Origin of the sequence: Streptococcus mitis (assembly GCF_965111735.1) — a bacterium.
Lineage (GTDB): Bacteria > Bacillota > Bacilli > Lactobacillales > Streptococcaceae > Streptococcus > Streptococcus mitis_DR.
On record NZ_OZ217346.1, the window covers coordinates 1,186,209 to 1,206,471 of the forward strand.

The window sequence follows — 20,263 nt, forward strand, 5'->3', positions numbered from 1 at the left end:
CCCTTGTTCTCATATTATCCTTCAAAAATATCTTTGATTTTTTCTCCAGATTCATATACAATAAATACAATGCTTATTATACCATAAAACGAAAGAGAATTACACACTCAACTCAAACAACTTATAAAACTCACCTCTCCTAACCATCAAATCACTGAAAGAACCATCTTCAACAATAACGCCATCTTTCATAAAGAGAATTCTATCGTATTTTTTCAAAATGTTCTCATTCAACTTATGCGTAACAACAAGAACCGTCAAATCTTGAATTTCTAAAATTGAATTTTCAATTTCAGTAGTAACTTTATTATCTAAAGACGAGGTAGCCTCATCTAATAATAAGATTGGTGTTTTTCGAATCAAGGCACGCGCAATACTAACTCTTTGTTTTTGTCCGCCAGATAAATTTGATCCATTCTCTCCACATAAAGCTTGTAGACCAGATTCATTTTCTAAAACATAACTTTCTAGACCTGACTGCTGTACAGCTTGCTTTATTTCCTCATCAGTGAAGAATTGATTAAGAGTAATATTTGCTCTTAAAGTATCATCAAAGATATAAACGTCTTGTTGAACAATAGTCATTAAGTTATAAAGGCTCTCTGCTGAAATAGCTTGTAAATCTATATTATCAATTGAGATATACCCACTTGTTACATCGTAAAAACGCAGTAATAGATTGAGTAAAGTTGATTTTCCACTGCCTGACATACCTACTATTGCAATTTTTTCCCCCTTTTTGATCTGCAAAGATAAATTATTAAAAATCTTTTCCTCAGCATTAGGGTAGGAAAAATCTACATTTGAAAAAGAAATGACATCATCAAAATATTCTTTCGTTTTACCAATTTGAAGTTCGATTACATCTTTTACCTCAAATGAATTCAGTGTAGCCTGACCTTCGCGGAATTTACTCATTCCCATACCAATTTCATTTAGTGGCATTACTACAAAATTGACTAGTTGAACAATAGCTGTAACACTCCCAATTGTGGTATGCCCACCGAAGACCAGATACATTCCTCCACCAAAGGCTACTAAAAAAACAATCATCCCTGAAAGTTGAGAAATAACATTAGATAAAACATCAAATTTCCCTTTGATGAAATATATCTCATCCAATTTTTCGCTTTCGTTTTTGTAATCTTGACGGATAGCCTCTTTCACATTAAAACTCTTTATAACTAGAAACCCTGCTAAAATATCTTTAACCTTAGCTAAATATTTCTGATCGGCTATCATAGAGCTATTTTGTAGAGAGGCTGATTTTTGTCCAATAAATCCTGAAATCATCATAGGAATAATGCTAGCAATGATAACTAATAAGGTCAAAAACCAATTACCTATAAACATGGCTACTAGTGAGAAAATCATTAAGGAAACATTTTTTGAAATATTAAAATATTGGTGCAAATAATCCTGCTCAATTTTCTTCATGTTCTCAGTTAATATTGAAATAAATTTCCCTGATTTTTCCTTAGAAAATTCTCTATAATCCCTATCTAAAATAGATTTAAACACCTTATTTTTGTATCTTGACATAATCTGCCTAACAAGTTTATTTCTTAATCGAAGGGATATAAAATTAAGACTGGCATAGATAAATATTACGATAGCACCTATTAGTATCGCTTGGGTTAGAGCTTCCCTATTTTGGGACATTCCACTATCAATTATAATTTTAATAGAATAAGCAAAAGCAATATTAGTTAAAGGAACTAGTATATTAAAAATCATGAAAGTATAAAAAGACTTCTTATGGTACTTTGTCAATTGTTTCATTCCTAATCTACCTCGTAATTCTTAAATTTCATTTAGAAAATGTGACATAAAATATTCTTCTAAGTCAATATTCTCTCTCCTAATCTCTTTCATAGAGACCTGTTCTATAATTTCTCCATTTTTGATAACACCAATCTTATCTGCTATCTGTGAAATTTCCGATAATATATGACTCGATATTAGTATTGTAATTCCATGCTCCTTAGAAAGCGACAACAAAAGATTTCGAATTTCTTGAATTCCTATTGGATCTAAACCATTGATTGGCTCATCTAAAATTAACAATTTAGGTTTTGTTAGAAAGGCACGAGCTAAACCAAGCCTTTGCCTCATTCCTAACGAAAAATCTTTTACTTTTTTAGTTGTATTCTTTAATCCGACCATTCTTAAGACTCTTATTATATCTGATTCAATAATATTTTTCCCCATATACTGAGCGTGAATTTCTAAAATTTCTTTTGCAGTGCAATTATCATAAAAAATTGGTGTTTCAATAACACTTCCAACCTGACTTAGAATCTCCTCTCTGTGATCTTGTAAATTTTTTCCAAAGATTTCAATACTACCAGATGTAACAGTTGATAAGGATAACATGCATTTCATTAAAGTTGTTTTCCCTGCGCCATTTGGTCCTAAAAATCCATAGATTTCTCCTTCAGAAATTTGTAAGTTAATACCACTTAAAATTTCTTCCTTAGCAATAGTTTTAAAAAGTTCTTTTATTTCAACAATATTTCCCATCTCTATACCTCGCCTTCAATGTCGGATTTTAATGTGAGAGCTTTTTCTTCAGAAGCATAAATTCCAACTTATACAGTCTCTTCGTTTAAATAAATCATCACAAAATTAGCACTTTCCTTCTATTAAATTTAGCTATACTACTTGATATTAATATCTTTTCTTGAAATAGTATAAATTGAAAATGAAACAATCATTAAACTTATGAAACTAGCAAATATTAAGAAGAATAAGTTATCAACAAAATTATTAGTTAAACTACCTGGACTTACATTCGAAAGTAATGCTGCTAAACCAAGTCCTGAAAGCATTGTTATAGCTATTGAATGCCTAATAATACCTAAAACAAAAGGTAGTATACCTATTAATACTGTTCCAACCGTAATTCCAGCTAAGTTAATCATTTGATTAGCTATTGGGATATAATTTGATTCGGTTAAAACTGCTACTAATTTAATTAATAATTGAATAACTAAATGTGCAGTAAAATGAACAATAAATGATATCAGAATTACTGCAAGAACTTTCCCCCATAATAATTTTATTTTAGAAACAGGGTAGGAAAACAACTGAAAAATTGTTCTTCGTTTAAATTCATCAATAATAATCGTAGACAATAAATAAGATTCAAAAATCAAAAATGCTGCTTTGGTAAATAAAGATGCAAACAATGATGTTGCAATTGCCCAACTTCCCCATTTATCAGTAATTCTAATATTATTGGCATTCTGTCCAACAAAATCTCCCAGTTTATTATCAGTACCTAACCCCATGATTATGATTCCTGTAATACCTAGTACTATAAATATAGTACCTAACCAAGCACAAAATAATTTAGATTTTGAAACTTTATTTAATTCAATTTTAATAAGCGACAACATAGATTTTTCCTCCAAAAAATTTTCTTAATATTAATTACACTATTCAAAAAGCACCTTACATACTTCTGGTATGTTAAAATTTAAAAAATAAACATACTAAAGGTATGTATAATGAAATTTTTAATACCATATCTATAGTATGGTATTTTTTAAAATATCAATACTTAAAATTTATTTAACACCTTTTAAATGATCAAATAATTGGAAAATCACCTCCATCATTTCATCAGTAATCAACTGCACTCCCAAACCTTCAAAAGTTAGTTTAATGAACTTCATTTTACTCTTTAATTCTTCTACTGAATAAATTGAAATTTGGAACCCAATCCAAATATTCAAAGTTAAAACAATCAAATCAGCTAGCTCTTCAGGATATTCTGTTTTAATTGATTTATCTTTAACACCTTCGAAAACTTTTTCTCTAATCCCTGGTAAAAAATCAGAAAATAAACTTAAATACTGCTCTCCTAACAAACGTGGACTTCTTAGCATAATTGAGACAGAGTATACTAATCTTTGTTGTTCTAAATTAGAGAACGCATCCATCAAAGAATTTTGTATTTTTTCTAATGCAGTATCTCCTCTCCAATTATAATTTAGAATTTCTTGATTATTTTCACTAATGATTGATTGCAATATTTCATCTTTAGACTCGAAATGATGATAAATAACACCTTTCGTCAATCCACCTAACCCATCGATTATATCTTGTATTGAGGTATTATCAAATCCTTTTTCTAAAAATAAATCTTTCGAAACTTCTAGTATTTTTCTCCTAGTTTCATGTGGGTTTCTATTCCTTGCCATTATATTCCTCTTCTATCATACTATCGGTATGTATTTCTATTATAATGTACTCAACTCATAATGTCAAGTTTCTTGTTATTTACTATAATTTTACGCCATTCATTTTCCCTCCTGAAAATAAAAAAAGGAGAACAATATACAATTGTTCTCTCTTTAGATAAATATTTATTGTTGTATTCATTTTTCCGATGCGCAAACGACATCTACAAATATCTATACATCTATGTGCCTTTTTAGGACTTTTTTGACGTCAAAATTGTTTTTATCTACAAAGACAAAATGCTTGTAAAATAGCTTAAAATCAAGGATTTTCACCCTTTTTTTCGTTGTAGCAATACTACACACTCCACGTGCGATGTTTTCTTTATTTGTACACTTTTTTTCGTCATCGGTTACGGCATTAAAACACAATTTATCATTTTCTATTTTAGCATTCTTTCTTTTAGATTTGTAAGATTTTGCATCTTTAGTTGAAGAATCTCCCGTTTTAAAAATTATAGTCAACATTGCTGGATCAATTTCTCCATCAGAATTTATTCCGCCTACTATTATTTTTTCAACGATACTTTCAAAAATGTCCTTGTCAAACTCCGTCAAAGTCTTTTGTGAAGTTAAAATTTCTTTAAAATTCTCTAATCTACTTTTTATATCAACTTCTGATTTTAAAGTTACTTCTAAGTTTACTTTTTCTTCTAAAAGTTTTTCTTTCTCAATTTGTATTTGATTGAATTTATCTTCATATACAGAATCACTTATTTTTCCATCAAGATTCATTGAAACTAATTTTTCTTCTTTTTTGTACAACGAATTTAATTTACTAATTATCTTATTCAATTCCACTTTTAAGGTATCATCAGTAAGCTCTTCTTTTATAATTTCAAGAAAGTCTTCAGTTAGGTTATGATTTTCATAAAACAACTGTTGGTAGCTCTGTAAAAAAGCATTTTCTATTGCTTTTTCCTCTATTCCTTTACTATGAGTGCAATACTTTTTACCTCTCTTTATAGATGTTGTACAGTGCCAAATAATCTTTTTGTACTCTGAACTAGAGTGCCAACTTCTTCTAGACAGAACAGTACCACAAAAACCACATTCCAATCTACTGCTAAAAAGGTACATTCTTGAATATCTTTCTCGTTTACCTTTTGTATTTGCTATGGTTTTTTTGTTTCCTGATCTCCGTAATCTAATTTCTTGCGCCTGTGTAAAAATTTCTGGACTAATTATTGCATCATGATTATTTTTAATGTAGTATTTATCTTCTTCACCGAAATTTATTAAACGTCTCTTACTAATAGGGTCAACAGTGAAAGTTTTCCCCATTAGAATATCACCTTTATACTTCTCGTTTTTAATAATTCCTAAAACTGTTGTATCTTGCCAGTGATCAAGACCTCTCGGAGTTTTATAACCTAGTTCATCAAGTTCTCTAGCTATTGCCCTACCCCCAATACCATCAATGTATCGTTCAAAAATATAACGTACTATCTTGGCTTCTTTTTCATTTATTGATATCGACTTTGTATCTTGATTATAGTCATAACCAAGACAACCTTGAAAACCAATAAGCTCTCCACGTTGCATCTTCATTTTTAAACCTTTTTTAACATGGGCAGATGTATTTTCAACTTCCTGTTGAGCCACCGAACTCAATATCGTCAATAGTAACTCACCATCCATAGTTAAAGTATCAATATTTTCTTCTTCGAAAAATACACCAATTTGTTTATCTTTGAGCAAACGAACATATTTGAGAGTATCTAATGTATTTCTAGCAAAGCGAGCAATGGCTTTGGTAATGATATAGTCTATTTTTCCATCAAGGCAATCTGAAATCAATCTTTGAAAATCTTGTCTTTTTCCTACTTGAGTTCCTGAAATCCCTTCATCCGCATAAATGTCAACCAAAATCCAATCTTGGTGCTGTGATATATACTCTCTATAATGACGAACTTGAGAATCATAGCTATTTTTTTGATCATCACTATCGGAACTAACACGACAATATGCTGCTACTCTCCTTGATAAAGAACCACTATTATCATTTCTTCTAGTTACTAAAGGATTTGCTTTTATAATTTCAACGTTATTTGACATGACTTAACCTCCTATTTATCTGCATTTATTTTACCGCAACCAACAAAAAAGGTCAGCCAATTTGTGTATATTTTACGCAGTTTCAGCTTTATTTTTTCATATTCTTTTTCGCTAATAAGTTTTTTTAGGAATAATAGATTTAGCATCTCTAGCTCGACTATATAATTTTCTAAATTTGATTTCAAAAAATCACTTCCCTTTTATCTTTTATCAATCTCCTCCATGGCATGACTGATGAAGTCATCATAAGAATTTCACTTGCTGCTCTTTTACGATGGCAGCCTGAACGGTCAGAAGTATCATTGTATATCATTTGTATCATGGCATATAAAGTATCGCTCTATTTTATTGATGGTTTTAAAATCGCTCTTATCATGGCGAGCCATTCAAATTTGCTCCACAAATGAGGAAAGTACCATTTTGGACTATTCAATTTTCAAAGAACAAATAAAAAATCCCCTCATTTTCACACTCTATGAAATTGAGGAGATTATTTTCTAAAGCGAATTTTATCAGGAAAATCTGTCAATCCCAATAGGTAGTCTGCACTGACATCGTAAAAGTTTGAGAGAGTTACCAATACATCTGCCGTTAAGGCATGATCGCCCCGTTCAATTTTAGCATAAGCTGAATTTGAAAATGAAAGTATTTTAGCTATTTGTTTTTGGGTCAAATCGTGATCTTCCCTCAAATCTCTCAAACGTCTGTACATCTAGCTTTCTCCTAAGAAAAAGTATAGACCATAAATTTTAAATATTTAATATATTGTCCAAATCGGACAATAAAATTTAAAGTTAATTTATTAAACATATCTCACAAGCTCATCTATTATAGGTAAGACAATATTAAGAAAGACGGTCAAAATCTATTAACCGTCTATAAATGTTATAAGCTATTAAAAAATCAGCAAAAAATCGGTAACAAAAGTCACATAATTTTGTTAAGGAAGGAATTAAAGATCTTTAAAATATGGTTTTATCTTCGAAGATTCACAAACCAATGTTAACTTACAATTATTTTTTTAAGTGCTCTGTGTATTTCAGAGAAACCACCAATAACAAGTATTTTAGACATTTTTTTCTCCTAATAGTTCATCAATATCTACTAGTCTATTATCGTTTCCTAAGGCTAAACTTCGAATAGAATTCCGTTTTTTTATTTCTATATGAATACCTCTATCCTTGAGAATATCAGAATATTTTGCTACTATCCATTCAGGAAATATTCCGTATTCTCCTTTTAGTTTTCTGAAATCAATTGAATTAACCTCTTGATTCCTAAGCATGTTTTCAACTTTATTTAATCTCTTTGCTATATCAATAGAGAAATAATTTATTTTTTCTATACTTTCCTCAAGTTGTCTCTTCTGCTGAATGTTCAAATCAGTATAACCTAAACTGTGAACAAGATTAGAAGATAAGTCAACTAATTTTTTCTTTGATAAATTGGAGATAGTTTTTGAATCTAATAAAAAAGCTAATTCACGTATAATTTTGAACTGCCCCCCAAAAGTTAGACAGAAAAAATCTAACTTTTGGGGTGTTTTTATCATGAAATTAACTTATGATGATAAAGTTCAGATCTATGAACTTAGAAAACAAGGATATAGCTTAGAGAAGCTTTCAAATAAATTTGGGATAAACAATTCTAATATTAGGTATATGATTAAATTGATTGATCGTTACGGAATAGAGTTCGTCAAAAAAGGAAAAAATCGTTACTATTCTCCTGATTTAAAACAAGAAATGATTCATAAAGTCATACATGAAGGCTGGACTAAAGATAGAGTTTCTCTTGAATATGGCCTCCCAAGTCGTACGATACTTCTTAATTGGCTAGCACAATACAAGAAAAACGGGTATACTATTGTTGAGAAAACAAGAGGGAGAGTACCTAAAATGGGACGTAAGCCAAAAAAGAGACCTGAAGAGAGGACAGAATTAGAACGTCTTCAAGCAGAAAATGAGTACCTGAGAGAGCGGAGAATGCAATCCTAAAAAAGTTGAGAGAACTCCGATTGAAGGAGGAAAAAGAGAAAGAAGAAAGACAGAAATTGTTCAAGAATTAATGACTGAGTTTTCGTTAGATATTCTTCTAAAAGCCATTAAACTAGCTCGTTCGACCTACTACTATCACTTGAAACAGCTAGAGAAACCAGATAAGGACCAAGAGCTTAAAGCTGAAATTCAATCCATTTTTATCGAACACAAGGGAAATTATGGTTATCGTCGGATTCATTTAGAACTAAGAAATCGTGGTTATCTGGTAAATCATAAAAGAGTTCAACGCTTGATGAAAGTACTCAATTTACAAGCTAAAATGCGACAGAAACGAAAATATTCTTCTCATAAAGGAGACGTTGGTAAGAAGGCAGAGAATCTCATTCAACGTCAATTTGAAGGCTCTAAAACAATGGAAAAGTGCTACACAGATGTGACAGAATTTGCCATTCCAGCAAGTACTCAAAAGCTTTACTTATCACCAGTTTTAGATGGCTTTAATAGCGAAATTATCGCCTATAATCTTTCAACTTCACCCAACTTAGAACAAGTAAAAACAATGTTGGAACAGGCCTTCACAGAGAAACACTACGAGAATACGATTCTCCATAGTGACCAAGGTTGGCAATATCAACACGATTCTTATCATCAGTTTCTAGAGGATAAGGGAATTCAAGCATCCATGTCACGTAAGGGGAACAGTCCAGACAATGGTATGATGGAGTCCTTCTTTGGGATTCTGAAATCGGAAATGTTTTACGGTTATGAGAAGTCATTTCAGTCGCTTAAGCAATTGGAACAAGCCATTGTAGACTATATTGATTACTACAACAATAAACGAATTAAGGTAAAACTAAAAGGACTTAGCCCTGTACAATACAGAACTAAATCCTTCGGATAAATTAATTGTCTAACTTTTTGGGGTCAGTACATTTTTTTAAAAAATACCCCTGTTTTTTATTTGAAATTTCTCCTATCCCACCATGAATTAATAAAACCAAAACTCTAAAAAGTAAAACGAATCTATTAACATTTAAAAAATCAATAGGCAATGATGACACAACTGGCAACAAAAAATTAATTTCGGAAATTCCCCAGATTGATTCTTTTTCTTCTAGAATCATTGCTAAACGTTCTGCATAAAAAACTACATCAAAATGGTAGTTTCCATCTCTATATATAGTTGCAATTGTTCCGAACGGAACTACACCATTAAGATACTTGTAATATAAGTAAGAGTAATTACCTGTAGGTCTCTGTTTTCCTATATGAAATTTCTCAATATTTTTCCATTCATATATATTTTCAGATGGTATTCCTGTTTTTATGTACCATCTGCGAAACTCTAATTCTTTATCACATCGTACATATATACGGTGTGTAAATAAACCAATGCTTTGCAAAAAAGCTAAAGCATGATAAATCATCTCTTCCGGTTCTTTGCAATTCTTCACTAGAAATGATAAGCCAACTTCCATAGGGTTAGTCAATCTATTAATACCGACGCCATCTAACTTATTTGAAAAATATGATAGCTGTTTTGTTACATATTTTTCCACGCAGCCAGTTTCAGATAGCATATCAAACAAACTAATATGCTCTGAAATAGCAGACATATTAAAGATAGTCTCTGACCCTCTAGGTCTAACAACTTTACCTTCTTGTAGTTTTCGAAATCCATTTTCTTGACCATAAGAATAAAACTGTTTGATAATTTCAATTACGTCCATTTTTTTCTCTCATTAATTGGACATAGCCCTTTGTTTCTATTTTTGAATTTAAAAACGAGAATTCTCCGCACATTTTCTCATAAAAATTATTATAATCTTCTTTTGAAAAATCTCCTAAAATCTCTATCTCAAGATAAAATCCAAGACCATCAATCTTATCTAGATTAATCGTTTTATTTTCTAATGCATCATGATAAGTCTTTCTATATTTACTTATTGTGAAAATATTTGAAAAACCATCTTGCAAGATATTCCTTACAAATTCTAATTTTTCAGATTCTAACTCTATTTCACTTTCACTCCACATTCCTTGTTTTATCGTATCTTTTCTTGTGAAAACACATGCCTTATCATCAGCTTCTTGACGAATTCTGTAAATAAAGCTACCTACCTCATCATTTTCAAATTCTCTTCCTTTTGTTTTAAAATACTCATCAATTTGCTTATTTTCACTCTTAAATTTATAAGATTTTTCTAAATATGAAATAGCATTATTATAATCTCTCTCATCGTTGAGTTCAAATCTAACTTCTAATTCATTCATTAATTTTACCTCTCAATTCTTTAAAGGCTGAAGTCTCTATACATTCACTCAGTCTATAGTAAGTTTCTGGTGATGTTTTATGGACACAAAGCCTAATATTGTAATTACCAAGCAAATTTTCTAATCGTATTCCATAAAAATATTCACCACAATAAAAAATCGTTCCAGATGAACTTCCTTTGATATATTTCCTACTTATTTCAATACCATTTAACGAATCAAAAAAATTTCTAATCGCACTAATAGATTTTTCATTGTTTTCAACTTCGTTTAAGATTCTTATGGCAATGTTGCGACTACTAGCCCACTTCATCACCTCATAAGCTCTACCGAAATCTTCAGAGCTGGCTACAACAGTATTTATCTTTACAGGAACTCCTTTTCTACTTACATATTCTATTAGCTCTTTTAACTTCCGATGATTTTGCTCCACCCATCTATTAGAACGATTAACTTGAGTGTTGTACATTTCAACCGTATCTACCGCATGTAAACTAAAATTAATTCCATCTATTCCCGAAGATATTATCTTATCAAAAATCTCCTTTTTACCTCCAATTGAGGTCACCTTAACAACAAAATTATATTCTTTCAGTTTTTTAATAATTAAGTCAATATCTGGATGTAAACTAGGCTCACCACCTGTCAAATGTACCTCAGTAATATTTAAGGAATCTGTTAGATCAATAAAATCATTAAAAAATTTATCATTGAAAAAATCAATATTTTTTATTAATCTTTGTTCCCTACTACCTGTTCCTTCATTATGACACCACCAGCAGTTCCAATTACAGTTATCTGTCAGCTTTACCCTAATACTATTCAATGGAGTATATACGGAATCTTTTCTAGGTTTTATAAACTCTAATACACTCATTACAACCACCCCAGTTCTAGTGAATATCTTTTTCGATATTCAAACTTGTAACTCTAAATACTATAATTCCTTAACAGAACCCTAACTAAAAATTGTTTAATCAAAATAATTCTTCAAATCCAGTTTTTCAAGACTTATTTCTATACTAAAACAACATCTTCCCAGAACTTAAATAATTTCTTCATGATTAATCCTCCTTGATTATAAAAACTATTAGACCTACTGCCTAATGTTATTATATCACTAGCAGTTGGTCTAATAGTTTTTATCCCTAATTTGCAATTAGTTACTATTAAGTATTCTCTCAATATATTTTTCCCATCTATCTACTAAACTCATGCTTTCCAAGGTTTTCAGAAAGCCAATACACTTTCTCATCTCTAAAATATTACTCAATTCATTTGTCATCTTAAAATTGTAACAACTATCTATGAGGTGAAAAACTAATCTTTCATATAATTCTGTTTCATCAAAAAATAACTGGACTAATTGTTCTCTATAATAAGATGCATCAACTATATTATTTCTTTCTACGCTGAGGCTAAAAGCATTAAATAACATGCTGGTAATTAATCTTCTATGGGTCGGTAAATGTTTATAAAAATCAGTTCTCCTCACCATTTCCTTCGTTAATATCATAATACTTGATTGGCAAAAAATTTCCATTGTGGAGGAAAATAGCTCTAATTCATATTCACCCCAGATATCTATGCTGAATAAATAGTCTGATATAAAATCAATTTCTTCAGAAGTCACAATATTATCTTTCTCAATTTCTTGGAGTTTTAACTTAATTAAAATTATTGTTAATTTCTTACTTAATTTCTCCTCTTCTTTTTCTGTGAAATTAATGAGAAGTCGACTCAAAGCTGGACTGTTATTCTTATAAAAATAATTATTGATCTTATCAATCACCTCAAAATTACTCATCTTATGAAAACCACGCCCTAAATACATAAACTCTTCCAAAGATACGTCCAGTGTCTTTAAAACTGAAAGTAATTTACTGAGAGTAATATCTGTATATCCATTTTCAAAGCGAGATAACTGAGAGGTAGAAATCTTGTCATTAGCAACATTGTAAAGAGAGAGGCCCTTAGCTTCTCGAATTTTTTTTAAGATTTGTCCTAAATTTTTCATTGATTCCTCTCCTTGTTGCAGATTAGGGATGATTTCATATATAAGTAAGCCAATTAGTTTTCAAATATTCTAGATTTTAGTAAAGCTAAAATAGTATTTCTATTATTATATAAAAAATAAAGAGAAGTTTAGTGTGAAAAAACTTTTAAATTTTACATCAATATTGTTATTGATTATTGATTTTAGCATTATAGTGGAGGTTGAATCTTACCTGTACAGGTAAGCGATAATGTAGAAAGACACCTAAAAATGGTTGCTGCTTATTGAAGAGTTAGTTCCAATAGTAAGAATTAGAAAACAGTTATGAATCTCAAGTAAGACACTATATAGCCATCTCTACTCCTTAGTTTACAGCAAAAAATTGTGCTTAATTCTTATTGTTTTTGTAAAAAATCAGCGAACCCAATACTATTCCATTCAACAAGCCTAAAGAAATACCATATTCAACTGGAAAATCTAAAAAAATTGCAAATACTATTCCAATCATCACCCCTAGTGAGGCTGCTGTTGAAATTACATATTCATTTACTTTCTTCATTTTCTTTACACCTCATTTCCTTTTTGTATATAAGCTGTAGTACTCTCCACCAAGAGCCATTAAGTACTTATGATTTCCTGACTCAACAATCTTACCACCTTTCATTACAAAAATAATATCCGCATCCTTAATCGTTGACAATCTATGAGCTACAATTATTTGAGTACAGCCCTGACTTTTTATATACTTTGTTATTCTTTCCTCATTAATAGTGTCTAATGCACTAGTTGCTTCATCTAAAATTACAATACTAGGATTATTTATTAATGCACGTGCCAGTGCTATCCGTTGTCTTTGACCACCTGAAATATTTGAACCCATCTCTGAGATGATAGTATTAAATTTCATCGGCATAGCCATGATTTCATCATAGATTTGAACTGCTTTACAAATTTCCTCTATCTTTTGTGAAGTAACTTCGTGCTTTAAAGTTATGTTATCAAGAATACTTCTGTTCAATAAAAACGAATCTTGTGGAACTACTCCTAAATTTTGACTTAATATTTTTTTATCTATTTGATTAATATTTATACCATCAAATAAAACTTTTCCTGTATCAATCTTATATAATCCTGATAGTATTTTTAATAACGTACTTTTTCCTGACCCCGATTGACCGACTAGTGCAATTCTCTGTCCTGACTCAATAGTCAAATTTAAATTTTCTATTACAGGAGCTGAGTCTTTGGAATAAGAGAAAGATAGGTCCTTAATATCTATTCTACTTCAAACGTCTCTAAACTATACTCCGGAAAATAATTTAACCAATAATTAACCATACTATCCTTCATCATGTCCTCCAACCAGTACTAAGTCTTTAGATGATATCTAAAGACTTAGGTGTACACCTAAACATTTTATCCACCGATAATAATATCCATTACCAACAATAAAATTAGAGAATTTTTTAAAATTTTCTTCATATTTAGACTTCCTTTCAGTTTTTATTTATTGTACAATAAATAAAAATCAATTACTTTTTTGTTGGGAAAACGGGAAAATTATGAAATCAAAACTTGGTATAACACTCAGAAAAATTCGAAAAGGAAAGAAAATAAGTTTATCTTCAATTGCTGATAGTAATTTATCTAAATCTCAAATCTCTAGATTTGAACGTGGAGAATCAGAAATCTCTTGTATTAGATTAATCAATATTTTAGATAAATTACATATAACTTTGGATGAATTTATTATTCTTCATGACAATAACTCTACTAGAATTGGATCATTCGCTAACTTGGTGCAATATATTCGAAAACACTACTCCTCAAAAAATTTTGCTAGTATTATTGAATTACTATCAAACTCTTCAAGTTATAACTTGGGTCCTTATGAAAAGACAATGGTAAAATCGATTCTCTATACCACAAATAAAAGTTTTCTCCCCTCGGACGAGGAGTTATTACAGCTTACAGATTATCTTTTTAAAGTTGAAAACTGGGGTTACTATGAAATTATCCTATTAGGTAACTGTGTAAGAACAATTAATTATAACTCCTACTTCTTATTAACTATAGAAATGTTAAAAAATTATCTCTATTCAACATTAAATAAGACAAATAAACGGCTTGTTACACAATTAGCAATCAATTGCCTAATTGTTAGTATTGATAATGAAGAATTTCAAAATTGTAGTTTTCTAATCAAAGAAGTAAAAAAATTACTAAACAATGAATTGAACTATTATGAACAAACCGTCTTCTTATATACGTGTGGGTATTTTGAATTTAAGCGCAATCCTGCGAACGGAATCGAAAAGATGAAACAAGCACTTCAGGTATTTGAAATTCTAGGAGAACATAATATAAAAGCACAGTACCAAGAGCACTATGACAAATATATTAATCAATAACACAAGGATAGTTAATCTTTAACCACCATAGGATTAGTTCTTGTTATTCCAATAGTATTTCTGTACTAAATTTTTTATCAAAATCCTTATCATTCAGTACTTTTACAAACATTTCTAAATTTTTTATTAAGTTCTCATACTCATAAAGATAATGATTTAGCTCCTCTTGAAACGCTCTTATTTCTTCGCTTACTTGTTCTACTGTAATTGATTCTGGCAAATTTAATTTTGAAAAGTCATATCTTGCAAGTTTTCGACTGCTCACATCCTCACTCTTTAAATTGATAAGCACTTCCGCCATCTTATTTAAGTTGGCGATTTTTTCATTAATTTGATTTAATTTTATATCTATCTCTGCTATTTCTTTTACAAACTCGTCTTTAATATCTTGATATTTCTTATCTGCTTCAGTTAATTCAATGAAGAGGTTAATCTCAGTAATCTTTTCCTGTAGACTCTTAACTGTAGGTCTTCTGTATGGTATTACTCGACTATCGTTGGTTAGCTGTCTTATCAATGTTCGTCCTTTGATATACTGATTCTTATCCGAATGTTCTTTGTTATAGACAAAGTATGAGGTTGTCTCACGTATAAAAATTTTATACTTTGTCTGATTCTCTTCTTCCAGAATATCTAATTGATAATTGGGAATGAAAATGAGACCACTCTGCTTAATACCAAAAGACACTTTGATATAAATGCCCTCATCAACTAGCTTCTCTATTTGGTTCTCTGCAAGTTCCACTTCAAATTCACGAACGGTATCTCGTTTTTCCGTAAATGTCTCAAAGGCTTCCTCAATCTCTTCAGTGGATACTTTATCCTTATCTCGTTCTTCTTGGAAAGCATGGTACTGTTCCTTTAAATTCTCTAATCCTTCTGAAGCAACGACTTCCTTATTTTTAAAATAATCTTGAAAAAATTTGACGTCATATAATTTCTTATCACTTATTTTTTGATGACCCAAACTTATCTTTTGATTCTCTTCTTCCAGGATAAAAGTTACATTTTTTTGTTTTAAGTCAATGGTTAGATTCAATTCTTTGGCTTTTGTTATTAAATCTTCTAAAGAATTGACACGGTTCAACAAAAATTCTAAACGACTTTCAATCTCTTGCTTAGCAAAATGCGTTCTAAAAAATTCTTCATCATATAGATCTCGTTTGCTGAGTTGGCGTCCTCGAATTGGTTTTATCATCGTTCTATCTGTCATCAAAAAACGGCTATGCTTTTGACTAAAATCAATCTGAACATGCAACTGCTTTGCTTTCTCTAAAAAATCATCAAACGATTTAGATTGCTGCATCAAAAAATAAAGACGTTGTTTTAATTCAAATTTATGACTAGACTGCCTATATTTTTGATAGTCACGGTAAGAAAAACACTTCTCAATAATTTTCGCCCCAGCCACTTTAGAAATACGGTCTGAAATCATACGGAGATTTCGTTCTAAGGCATAGTTCCATATCAATTTTTTATCTGAATTGCGGTCAATAGCGTTGATTATGATGTGATTATGAACATGATCTTTGTCTGTATGAGTTGCTACGATAAACTTAAAACGACCTCCTGTCAATTCCATCATGGTCTCATAACCAATGCGGTTAATTTCTTCAGGTGTCAGATTATCTTCAGGAGAAAATGATTGAATGAGGTGATGAGCATGAATAGTTTGTTGGTGTTTTTCTTGTCGGTCGTTTCTGGATTCGTACAACTTGTCATTATTGGTGAAGTTGACATTGTACATCTCTACCATTTCTGCATGGCTAGGAAAGTCTAAGTAATTACTCATGCCAAAATCAGATACTAATTTTAGATTATCCGTTTTTTCTGGATTGAGGATATATTTAATCAATCGTCTACGGTATTTTTTACCATGCGTCGCAAAGTGTTTAGTGACTACCATAAAACTCCCTCAGTCTATTCACTTCAACTTGAAAATCTTTCTCTACTCCAGTAATTAACTCACTAATTCCCTTACTCAATTCTTGTAATTGTTCCTGAGAAATCAGATGGCTCTGATTGATAGCGCGCGCAATTTGATTGATGTTATTTCCAATTCGTCTCAATTCAAAAACTAACTGGTCATAAGTATCAGTGTTAATCGTGACAAATGCCATATTGGGATTAAGTAAAACTTTTCTGGCATAAATTGAGAAATTTTGACAATTGCTCTTAGCAATCCGTTCATTCAATTGGTGTAATTCTGGATCAGTTAGAAACACTTTTTTGAGATTGGTACGATAGCGATAAACCATTACATCCTCCTAACCCATATATTTTTCACGGAACTCACGACTGAGTGGCTGCACTTGATTCACTTCTGCAATCAATTCTTGAACGCAAGTCAATAAGATTGAGACGTGCTCTTGAGTCACTTGATGATTTTCTCTTGCGATAACCAGAACTTCATACACATCTCGACTAATCTGTTCAAACTTTTGAGACTGCCAAAGGGAGAACCAACTTTCAAAAATTCTATCCTGATAATTCTTTTTCAATAAATTTTGACGAAGAAATTCTGAGAAACTATCCACTTTTTGTTCCCTCATCATTTCTTTTATCTGTTTTTCTTCTTGTCTCGTGATTCTAAATTGCTTTCGGATTGACTTAATTTCTTGTCCCATTCTGATATCCCTTCATCATTCTACTTGTCTGACAGTGTAAGTCTACCTCACATTGTCAGTACGCTTCCTAAAGACCTCACTTGCTTCTTGTTCGGTCTTTGCGAGCTCAGATATTGTGTCCACAATATCCCAAAAATCATATCGCCAGCCTATCAAAACCTTCTAGTTTTGACAGCCAACGATAAGATAACTTGGTGGCTCCGCCCCCAAACCCCTAGTTAAAAATTTTTAGGAATGATATAAGGATAACAGGGAAGATTTGGAAAAGATATCACCGCGTTGAATAGAAAGTAAAAAAAAGAGAGCTGAATGCTCTCAATAAAACGGCTCTATACAAATTTGATTTTTTCTGGAGAACCAAGAGATGTAAATAGTATACTCTCTGTAAAGACATAGTTATGTTTAAAAATATAATCAATTAACATTCTAGTCGATTCTGGATAGTTTTTAAAATATTCTTTATAAGCTTCATCTCTATATATGACACTTTTCTCCATGACAGAACTATATGAGTTGTTAGCATTACAGCTTGATTCTATACAATATTTCATAACATATTGTGACAAACTTTCTGAGTCTACTCTAGTTTTATCTCCCTTTTTATCTAAATATTCAATAATTGTATTAATTGGTTCAATGATATAATGAGTTCGTCGAGCTTGTAAAATAATATCAGACCAGTTCTTTATATACTCTGGCGCTTGATTGCTTAAAAAATTTTTTAAATGTCTAAAAATAGACTCTATTAAACTAAATGTATAGAAACCATCAACTGGGAAATATGTTGCCAATACTGATTGACTTCCTAACCCGAGAAACATATTTCCAATATTTAAATAGTGAGCATCCAATACCTGAGTCTGACATGCTCCCAATATTGTGACAGCAGGTACAACTTTTATATTATTTTCTAACTCAATCATATCAATTTCATCATCGCCAATATGAAGTTTACCAATCTGATCTGTTTGATTTCTACTCACTTCAGGCATACTACCATGTCCATAGTAAATAAAAAAAGTTGAAGGGTTTTCATTCATCGTACGAATAAAATCAGTTTTATTTTTAACTTCATAGTAATTAACACAATGCTTAGGAAAATACTCTTTTAGTAGCTCTCCCAATTTTTTTCCATTTTTATATAATGTGTCATTAGGGTTAAGTGCATTAATAATTAAAAATGATACAGTAGCTTTTGGAATTTTTGTTAGTAAATTATGCTTTGCTGAGTTTACTAGCGTATTACCAGGAATAATTGGCAATCTGCTGATTGATTTTATTAAGCCCAGAGGAGTATCTTTATATTTAACCCATTCAATTGGTGCATCTGTAATGAATTTTATATGCTTCCCATATTTGACAAGTATATCAATAAACTCATCATCTAATGATAACTTTAACTTCTCAGATATTTTATGGAGATTATTATTAAATTTTTCAATTTCTGATAAATTGGCATTCTTCATTGTATTTTTAAACATATGGGAATACCAAACTGTTATGTCTTGCGAAGGTAAGTTAGGTAAACGCACATACGGAGATTTTGTATCTAGTGTAAAATTAAGGGATAAAGAATCTAAAATTGAGTTTTCTGAGGCTCTATCAGAAATGATTCTCAGCATCGTTTCGAAATCTTTGCCGCCCCCTATTCCATAATATCCTGAAAAATCATATATCTGCCTAAGAACAGGTTTAGATAGTCGTAACTGAAACTCTCTATTTAGTAAATCAACACTTGTTTTATTTACCATCGGCAACACAAATACCATATCTGTACGATAAACTATTTCGTCAAATTTTTCAAAAAAATAATCCGATAGATTCAAAAAATATTTTTCAAGAATATCCAAGTCTAAATCTGCAGTATCTATTGAATCATCCCATTTCCTTATAATTTCAATCAAAGAATCAATTCCTTTTTCATGTTTTGCAAGATGTATGATATACTTTTCTGCAATTAGGAGCTTTAAATAATATTTCAAATCACTTATCGCTTGTTCCTCTGCCACTAGTTTTCCTTCTGTTGTTGGGTTATCAAATGGTTTTGGTTCCTGCCTATTTTCAAATATAGATAGGTACAAACCTCTATTACGATTGATTGCAATCTCTAAAGGTCGCAAAAAGTGCTTATGAGGTATGCTAATCGGCTCAATTTTTGTTTTATCAGAGATTGTAACTTTATTATCTAATATCTGACTAGCATTAATGCTATTTTTTTCAACAATCAATTGTAGTTTGCTGAAAGAAATATCTACTCCATCTGTTAAAAAAATCACAGGTAGTGTTGTTTCTTGTATTTGTTCAATAATAGGATGATCTTTTAATTCTTCAGGAATGAAAACACAGCCTAAAGGAGTTTGTTTAATTAAATCTATAATACCCTCTGTATTCTTAATTAACAGCTCTATGTTTATGTATTCCGTAATATAATTTGGTTCTTCAACAAATGAGGATAGAGGCCAAGGAAGAACTAACTCTTCAAAACTTTTAGGTATATGAGCAACTAAATACCTTGATTGAGTATGAGTCACAATGTTCCTATTAAAACGATAGGAGAATGTGTCTCTCTCAATAAAATTTGGATTATCATGATTATTTGTAGTTAAAAAATAACTTACAAATGGTATGTTTAAAAACTGTTCTGTCATAA

General features: G+C 30.7%; 19 protein-coding genes and 1 pseudogene. 2 read left to right on the top strand and 18 right to left on the bottom strand.

Annotation, left to right across the window (positions count from 1 at the left end):
- Positions 1-99: 99 nt before the first annotated feature.
- The 8 genes from ACLV7W_RS05760 to ACLV7W_RS05795 all read right to left on the bottom strand — a co-directional run bounded on the left by ACLV7W_RS05760 (position 100) and on the right by ACLV7W_RS05795 (position 7,857).
- On the bottom strand, positions 100-1,782 hold the full coding sequence (locus tag ACLV7W_RS05760) for an ABC transporter ATP-binding protein (protein WP_411865613.1): 1,683 nt from the start codon (positions 1,780-1,782) through the stop codon (positions 100-102).
- A 21-nt stretch (positions 1,783-1,803) separates the two neighbouring features.
- Positions 1,804-2,523 carry an ABC transporter ATP-binding protein gene (locus ACLV7W_RS05765; RefSeq protein ID WP_411865614.1) on the bottom strand — a complete coding sequence of 240 codons (720 nt, stop codon included), beginning with the start codon at positions 2,521-2,523 and terminating at the stop codon, positions 1,804-1,806.
- Between the two features lie 137 nt (positions 2,524-2,660).
- Positions 2,661-3,401, bottom strand: a complete 741-nt coding sequence (locus ACLV7W_RS05770) for an ABC transporter permease (RefSeq protein ID WP_153214789.1) — start codon at positions 3,399-3,401, stop codon at positions 2,661-2,663.
- A 171-nt stretch (positions 3,402-3,572) separates the two neighbouring features.
- A complete protein-coding gene (locus ACLV7W_RS05775) occupies positions 3,573-4,208 on the bottom strand; it encodes a TetR/AcrR family transcriptional regulator (protein ID WP_153210193.1) in 636 nt (211 codons plus the stop codon).
- A 213-nt stretch (positions 4,209-4,421) separates the two neighbouring features.
- Positions 4,422-6,305 carry a recombinase family protein gene (locus tag ACLV7W_RS05780; RefSeq protein ID WP_153210194.1) on the bottom strand — a complete coding sequence of 628 codons (1,884 nt, stop codon included), beginning with the start codon at positions 6,303-6,305 and terminating at the stop codon, positions 4,422-4,424.
- A gap of 11 nt (positions 6,306-6,316) precedes the next feature.
- Positions 6,317-6,490, bottom strand: a complete 174-nt coding sequence (locus ACLV7W_RS05785) for a hypothetical protein (protein ID WP_194251512.1) — start codon at positions 6,488-6,490, stop codon at positions 6,317-6,319.
- 305 nt (positions 6,491-6,795) lie between these two features.
- Positions 6,796-7,017: a helix-turn-helix domain-containing protein gene (locus ACLV7W_RS05790; protein WP_049493765.1), complete on the bottom strand. Its 222-nt coding sequence runs from the start codon at positions 7,015-7,017 to the stop codon at positions 6,796-6,798.
- 354 nt (positions 7,018-7,371) lie between these two features.
- Positions 7,372-7,857 (bottom strand): hypothetical protein, encoded by a 486-nt coding sequence (locus ACLV7W_RS05795; RefSeq protein ID WP_153214791.1) that lies wholly within the window; start codon positions 7,855-7,857, stop codon positions 7,372-7,374.
- On the opposite strand from ACLV7W_RS05795, the pseudogene ACLV7W_RS05800 reads away from it, so the two are divergent.
- A pseudogene (locus ACLV7W_RS05800) lies at positions 7,856-9,206 on the top strand (IS3 family transposase). The gene ACLV7W_RS05795 and the pseudogene ACLV7W_RS05800 overlap by 2 nt on opposite strands.
- A 1-nt stretch (position 9,207) precedes the next feature.
- Here ACLV7W_RS05800 and ACLV7W_RS05805 read toward each other — a convergent pair.
- From ACLV7W_RS05805 to ACLV7W_RS05830, 6 genes are all read right to left on the bottom strand, one after another.
- Positions 9,208-10,035 carry a hypothetical protein gene (locus tag ACLV7W_RS05805; RefSeq protein ID WP_228112220.1) on the bottom strand — a complete coding sequence of 276 codons (828 nt, stop codon included), beginning with the start codon at positions 10,033-10,035 and terminating at the stop codon, positions 9,208-9,210.
- Positions 10,022-10,579 carry a CYTH domain-containing protein gene (locus ACLV7W_RS05810; RefSeq protein ID WP_411865615.1) on the bottom strand — a complete coding sequence of 186 codons (558 nt, stop codon included), beginning with the start codon at positions 10,577-10,579 and terminating at the stop codon, positions 10,022-10,024. The genes ACLV7W_RS05805 and ACLV7W_RS05810 overlap by 14 nt, the downstream gene beginning before the upstream one ends.
- Positions 10,572-11,456, bottom strand: coding sequence for a radical SAM protein (locus tag ACLV7W_RS05815; RefSeq protein ID WP_411865616.1), 885 nt, complete (start codon positions 11,454-11,456; stop codon positions 10,572-10,574). Before ACLV7W_RS05815 ends, ACLV7W_RS05810 begins: the two co-directional genes overlap by 8 nt.
- Before the next feature lie 282 nt (positions 11,457-11,738).
- The gene (locus tag ACLV7W_RS05820; protein WP_153221740.1) at positions 11,739-12,596 is read right to left on the bottom strand and encodes a helix-turn-helix domain-containing protein; all 858 of its coding nucleotides are present in this window, start codon (positions 12,594-12,596) and stop codon (positions 11,739-11,741) included.
- A gap of 367 nt (positions 12,597-12,963) precedes the next feature.
- Positions 12,964-13,134 carry a hypothetical protein gene (locus ACLV7W_RS05825; RefSeq protein ID WP_000757485.1) on the bottom strand — a complete coding sequence of 57 codons (171 nt, stop codon included), beginning with the start codon at positions 13,132-13,134 and terminating at the stop codon, positions 12,964-12,966.
- 12 nt (positions 13,135-13,146) lie between these two features.
- On the bottom strand, positions 13,147-13,788 hold the full coding sequence (locus ACLV7W_RS05830; protein ID WP_153210155.1) for an ATP-binding cassette domain-containing protein: 642 nt from the start codon (positions 13,786-13,788) through the stop codon (positions 13,147-13,149).
- 349 nt (positions 13,789-14,137) lie between these two features.
- Here ACLV7W_RS05830 and ACLV7W_RS05835 point away from each other — a divergent pair, with 349 nt between their 5' ends.
- Positions 14,138-14,986, top strand: coding sequence for a helix-turn-helix domain-containing protein (locus ACLV7W_RS05835; RefSeq protein ID WP_153214836.1), 849 nt, complete (start codon positions 14,138-14,140; stop codon positions 14,984-14,986).
- A 43-nt stretch (positions 14,987-15,029) separates the two neighbouring features.
- On the opposite strand, the gene ACLV7W_RS05840 is transcribed toward ACLV7W_RS05835, so the two are convergent.
- The 4 genes from ACLV7W_RS05840 to ACLV7W_RS05855 all read right to left on the bottom strand — a co-directional run bounded on the left by ACLV7W_RS05840 (position 15,030) and on the right by ACLV7W_RS05855 (position 20,261).
- Complete coding sequence (locus tag ACLV7W_RS05840) at positions 15,030-16,892, bottom strand: SAG1250 family conjugative relaxase (RefSeq protein WP_411865617.1); 1,863 nt, start codon at positions 16,890-16,892, stop codon at positions 15,030-15,032.
- Positions 16,879-17,244, bottom strand: a complete 366-nt coding sequence (gene mobC / locus ACLV7W_RS05845) for a plasmid mobilization relaxosome protein MobC (RefSeq protein WP_223340648.1) — start codon at positions 17,242-17,244, stop codon at positions 16,879-16,881. The genes ACLV7W_RS05840 and mobC overlap by 14 nt, the downstream gene beginning before the upstream one ends.
- A gap of 9 nt (positions 17,245-17,253) precedes the next feature.
- A complete protein-coding gene (locus tag ACLV7W_RS05850) occupies positions 17,254-17,613 on the bottom strand; it encodes an SAG1252 family conjugative relaxosome accessory protein (protein ID WP_049524364.1) in 360 nt (119 codons plus the stop codon).
- Positions 17,614-17,942: 329 nt separating this feature from the next.
- Positions 17,943-20,261, bottom strand: a complete 2,319-nt coding sequence (locus ACLV7W_RS05855) for a hypothetical protein (protein ID WP_153210051.1) — start codon at positions 20,259-20,261, stop codon at positions 17,943-17,945.
- Positions 20,262-20,263 lie beyond the last annotated feature (2 nt).

Coding starts and splice junctions, on each gene's coding strand:
- ACLV7W_RS05760 (WP_411865613.1), bottom strand. CDS start 1,782: ATGAAACAATTGACAAAGTACCATAAGAAGTCTTTTTATACTTTCATG.
- ACLV7W_RS05765 (WP_411865614.1), bottom strand. CDS start 2,523: ATGGGAAATATTGTTGAAATAAAAGAACTTTTTAAAACTATTGCTAAG.
- ACLV7W_RS05770 (WP_153214789.1), bottom strand. CDS start 3,401: ATGTTGTCGCTTATTAAAATTGAATTAAATAAAGTTTCAAAATCTAAA.
- ACLV7W_RS05775 (WP_153210193.1), bottom strand. CDS start 4,208: ATGGCAAGGAATAGAAACCCACATGAAACTAGGAGAAAAATACTAGAA.
- ACLV7W_RS05780 (WP_153210194.1), bottom strand. CDS start 6,305: ATGTCAAATAACGTTGAAATTATAAAAGCAAATCCTTTAGTAACTAGA.
- ACLV7W_RS05790 (WP_049493765.1), bottom strand. CDS start 7,017: ATGTACAGACGTTTGAGAGATTTGAGGGAAGATCACGATTTGACCCAA.
- ACLV7W_RS05795 (WP_153214791.1), bottom strand. CDS start 7,857: ATGATAAAAACACCCCAAAAGTTAGATTTTTTCTGTCTAACTTTTGGG.
- ACLV7W_RS05805 (WP_228112220.1), bottom strand. CDS start 10,035: ATGGACGTAATTGAAATTATCAAACAGTTTTATTCTTATGGTCAAGAA.
- ACLV7W_RS05810 (WP_411865615.1), bottom strand. CDS start 10,579: ATGAATGAATTAGAAGTTAGATTTGAACTCAACGATGAGAGAGATTAT.
- ACLV7W_RS05815 (WP_411865616.1), bottom strand. CDS start 11,456: ATGAGTGTATTAGAGTTTATAAAACCTAGAAAAGATTCCGTATATACT.
- ACLV7W_RS05820 (WP_153221740.1), bottom strand. CDS start 12,596: ATGAAAAATTTAGGACAAATCTTAAAAAAAATTCGAGAAGCTAAGGGC.
- ACLV7W_RS05825 (WP_000757485.1), bottom strand. CDS start 13,134: ATGAAGAAAGTAAATGAATATGTAATTTCAACAGCAGCCTCACTAGGG.
- ACLV7W_RS05835 (WP_153214836.1), top strand. CDS start 14,138: ATGAAATCAAAACTTGGTATAACACTCAGAAAAATTCGAAAAGGAAAG.
- ACLV7W_RS05840 (WP_411865617.1), bottom strand. CDS start 16,892: ATGGTAGTCACTAAACACTTTGCGACGCATGGTAAAAAATACCGTAGA.
- mobC (WP_223340648.1), bottom strand. CDS start 17,244: ATGGTTTATCGCTATCGTACCAATCTCAAAAAAGTGTTTCTAACTGAT.
- ACLV7W_RS05850 (WP_049524364.1), bottom strand. CDS start 17,613: ATGGGACAAGAAATTAAGTCAATCCGAAAGCAATTTAGAATCACGAGA.
- ACLV7W_RS05855 (WP_153210051.1), bottom strand. CDS start 20,261: ATGACAGAACAGTTTTTAAACATACCATTTGTAAGTTATTTTTTAACT.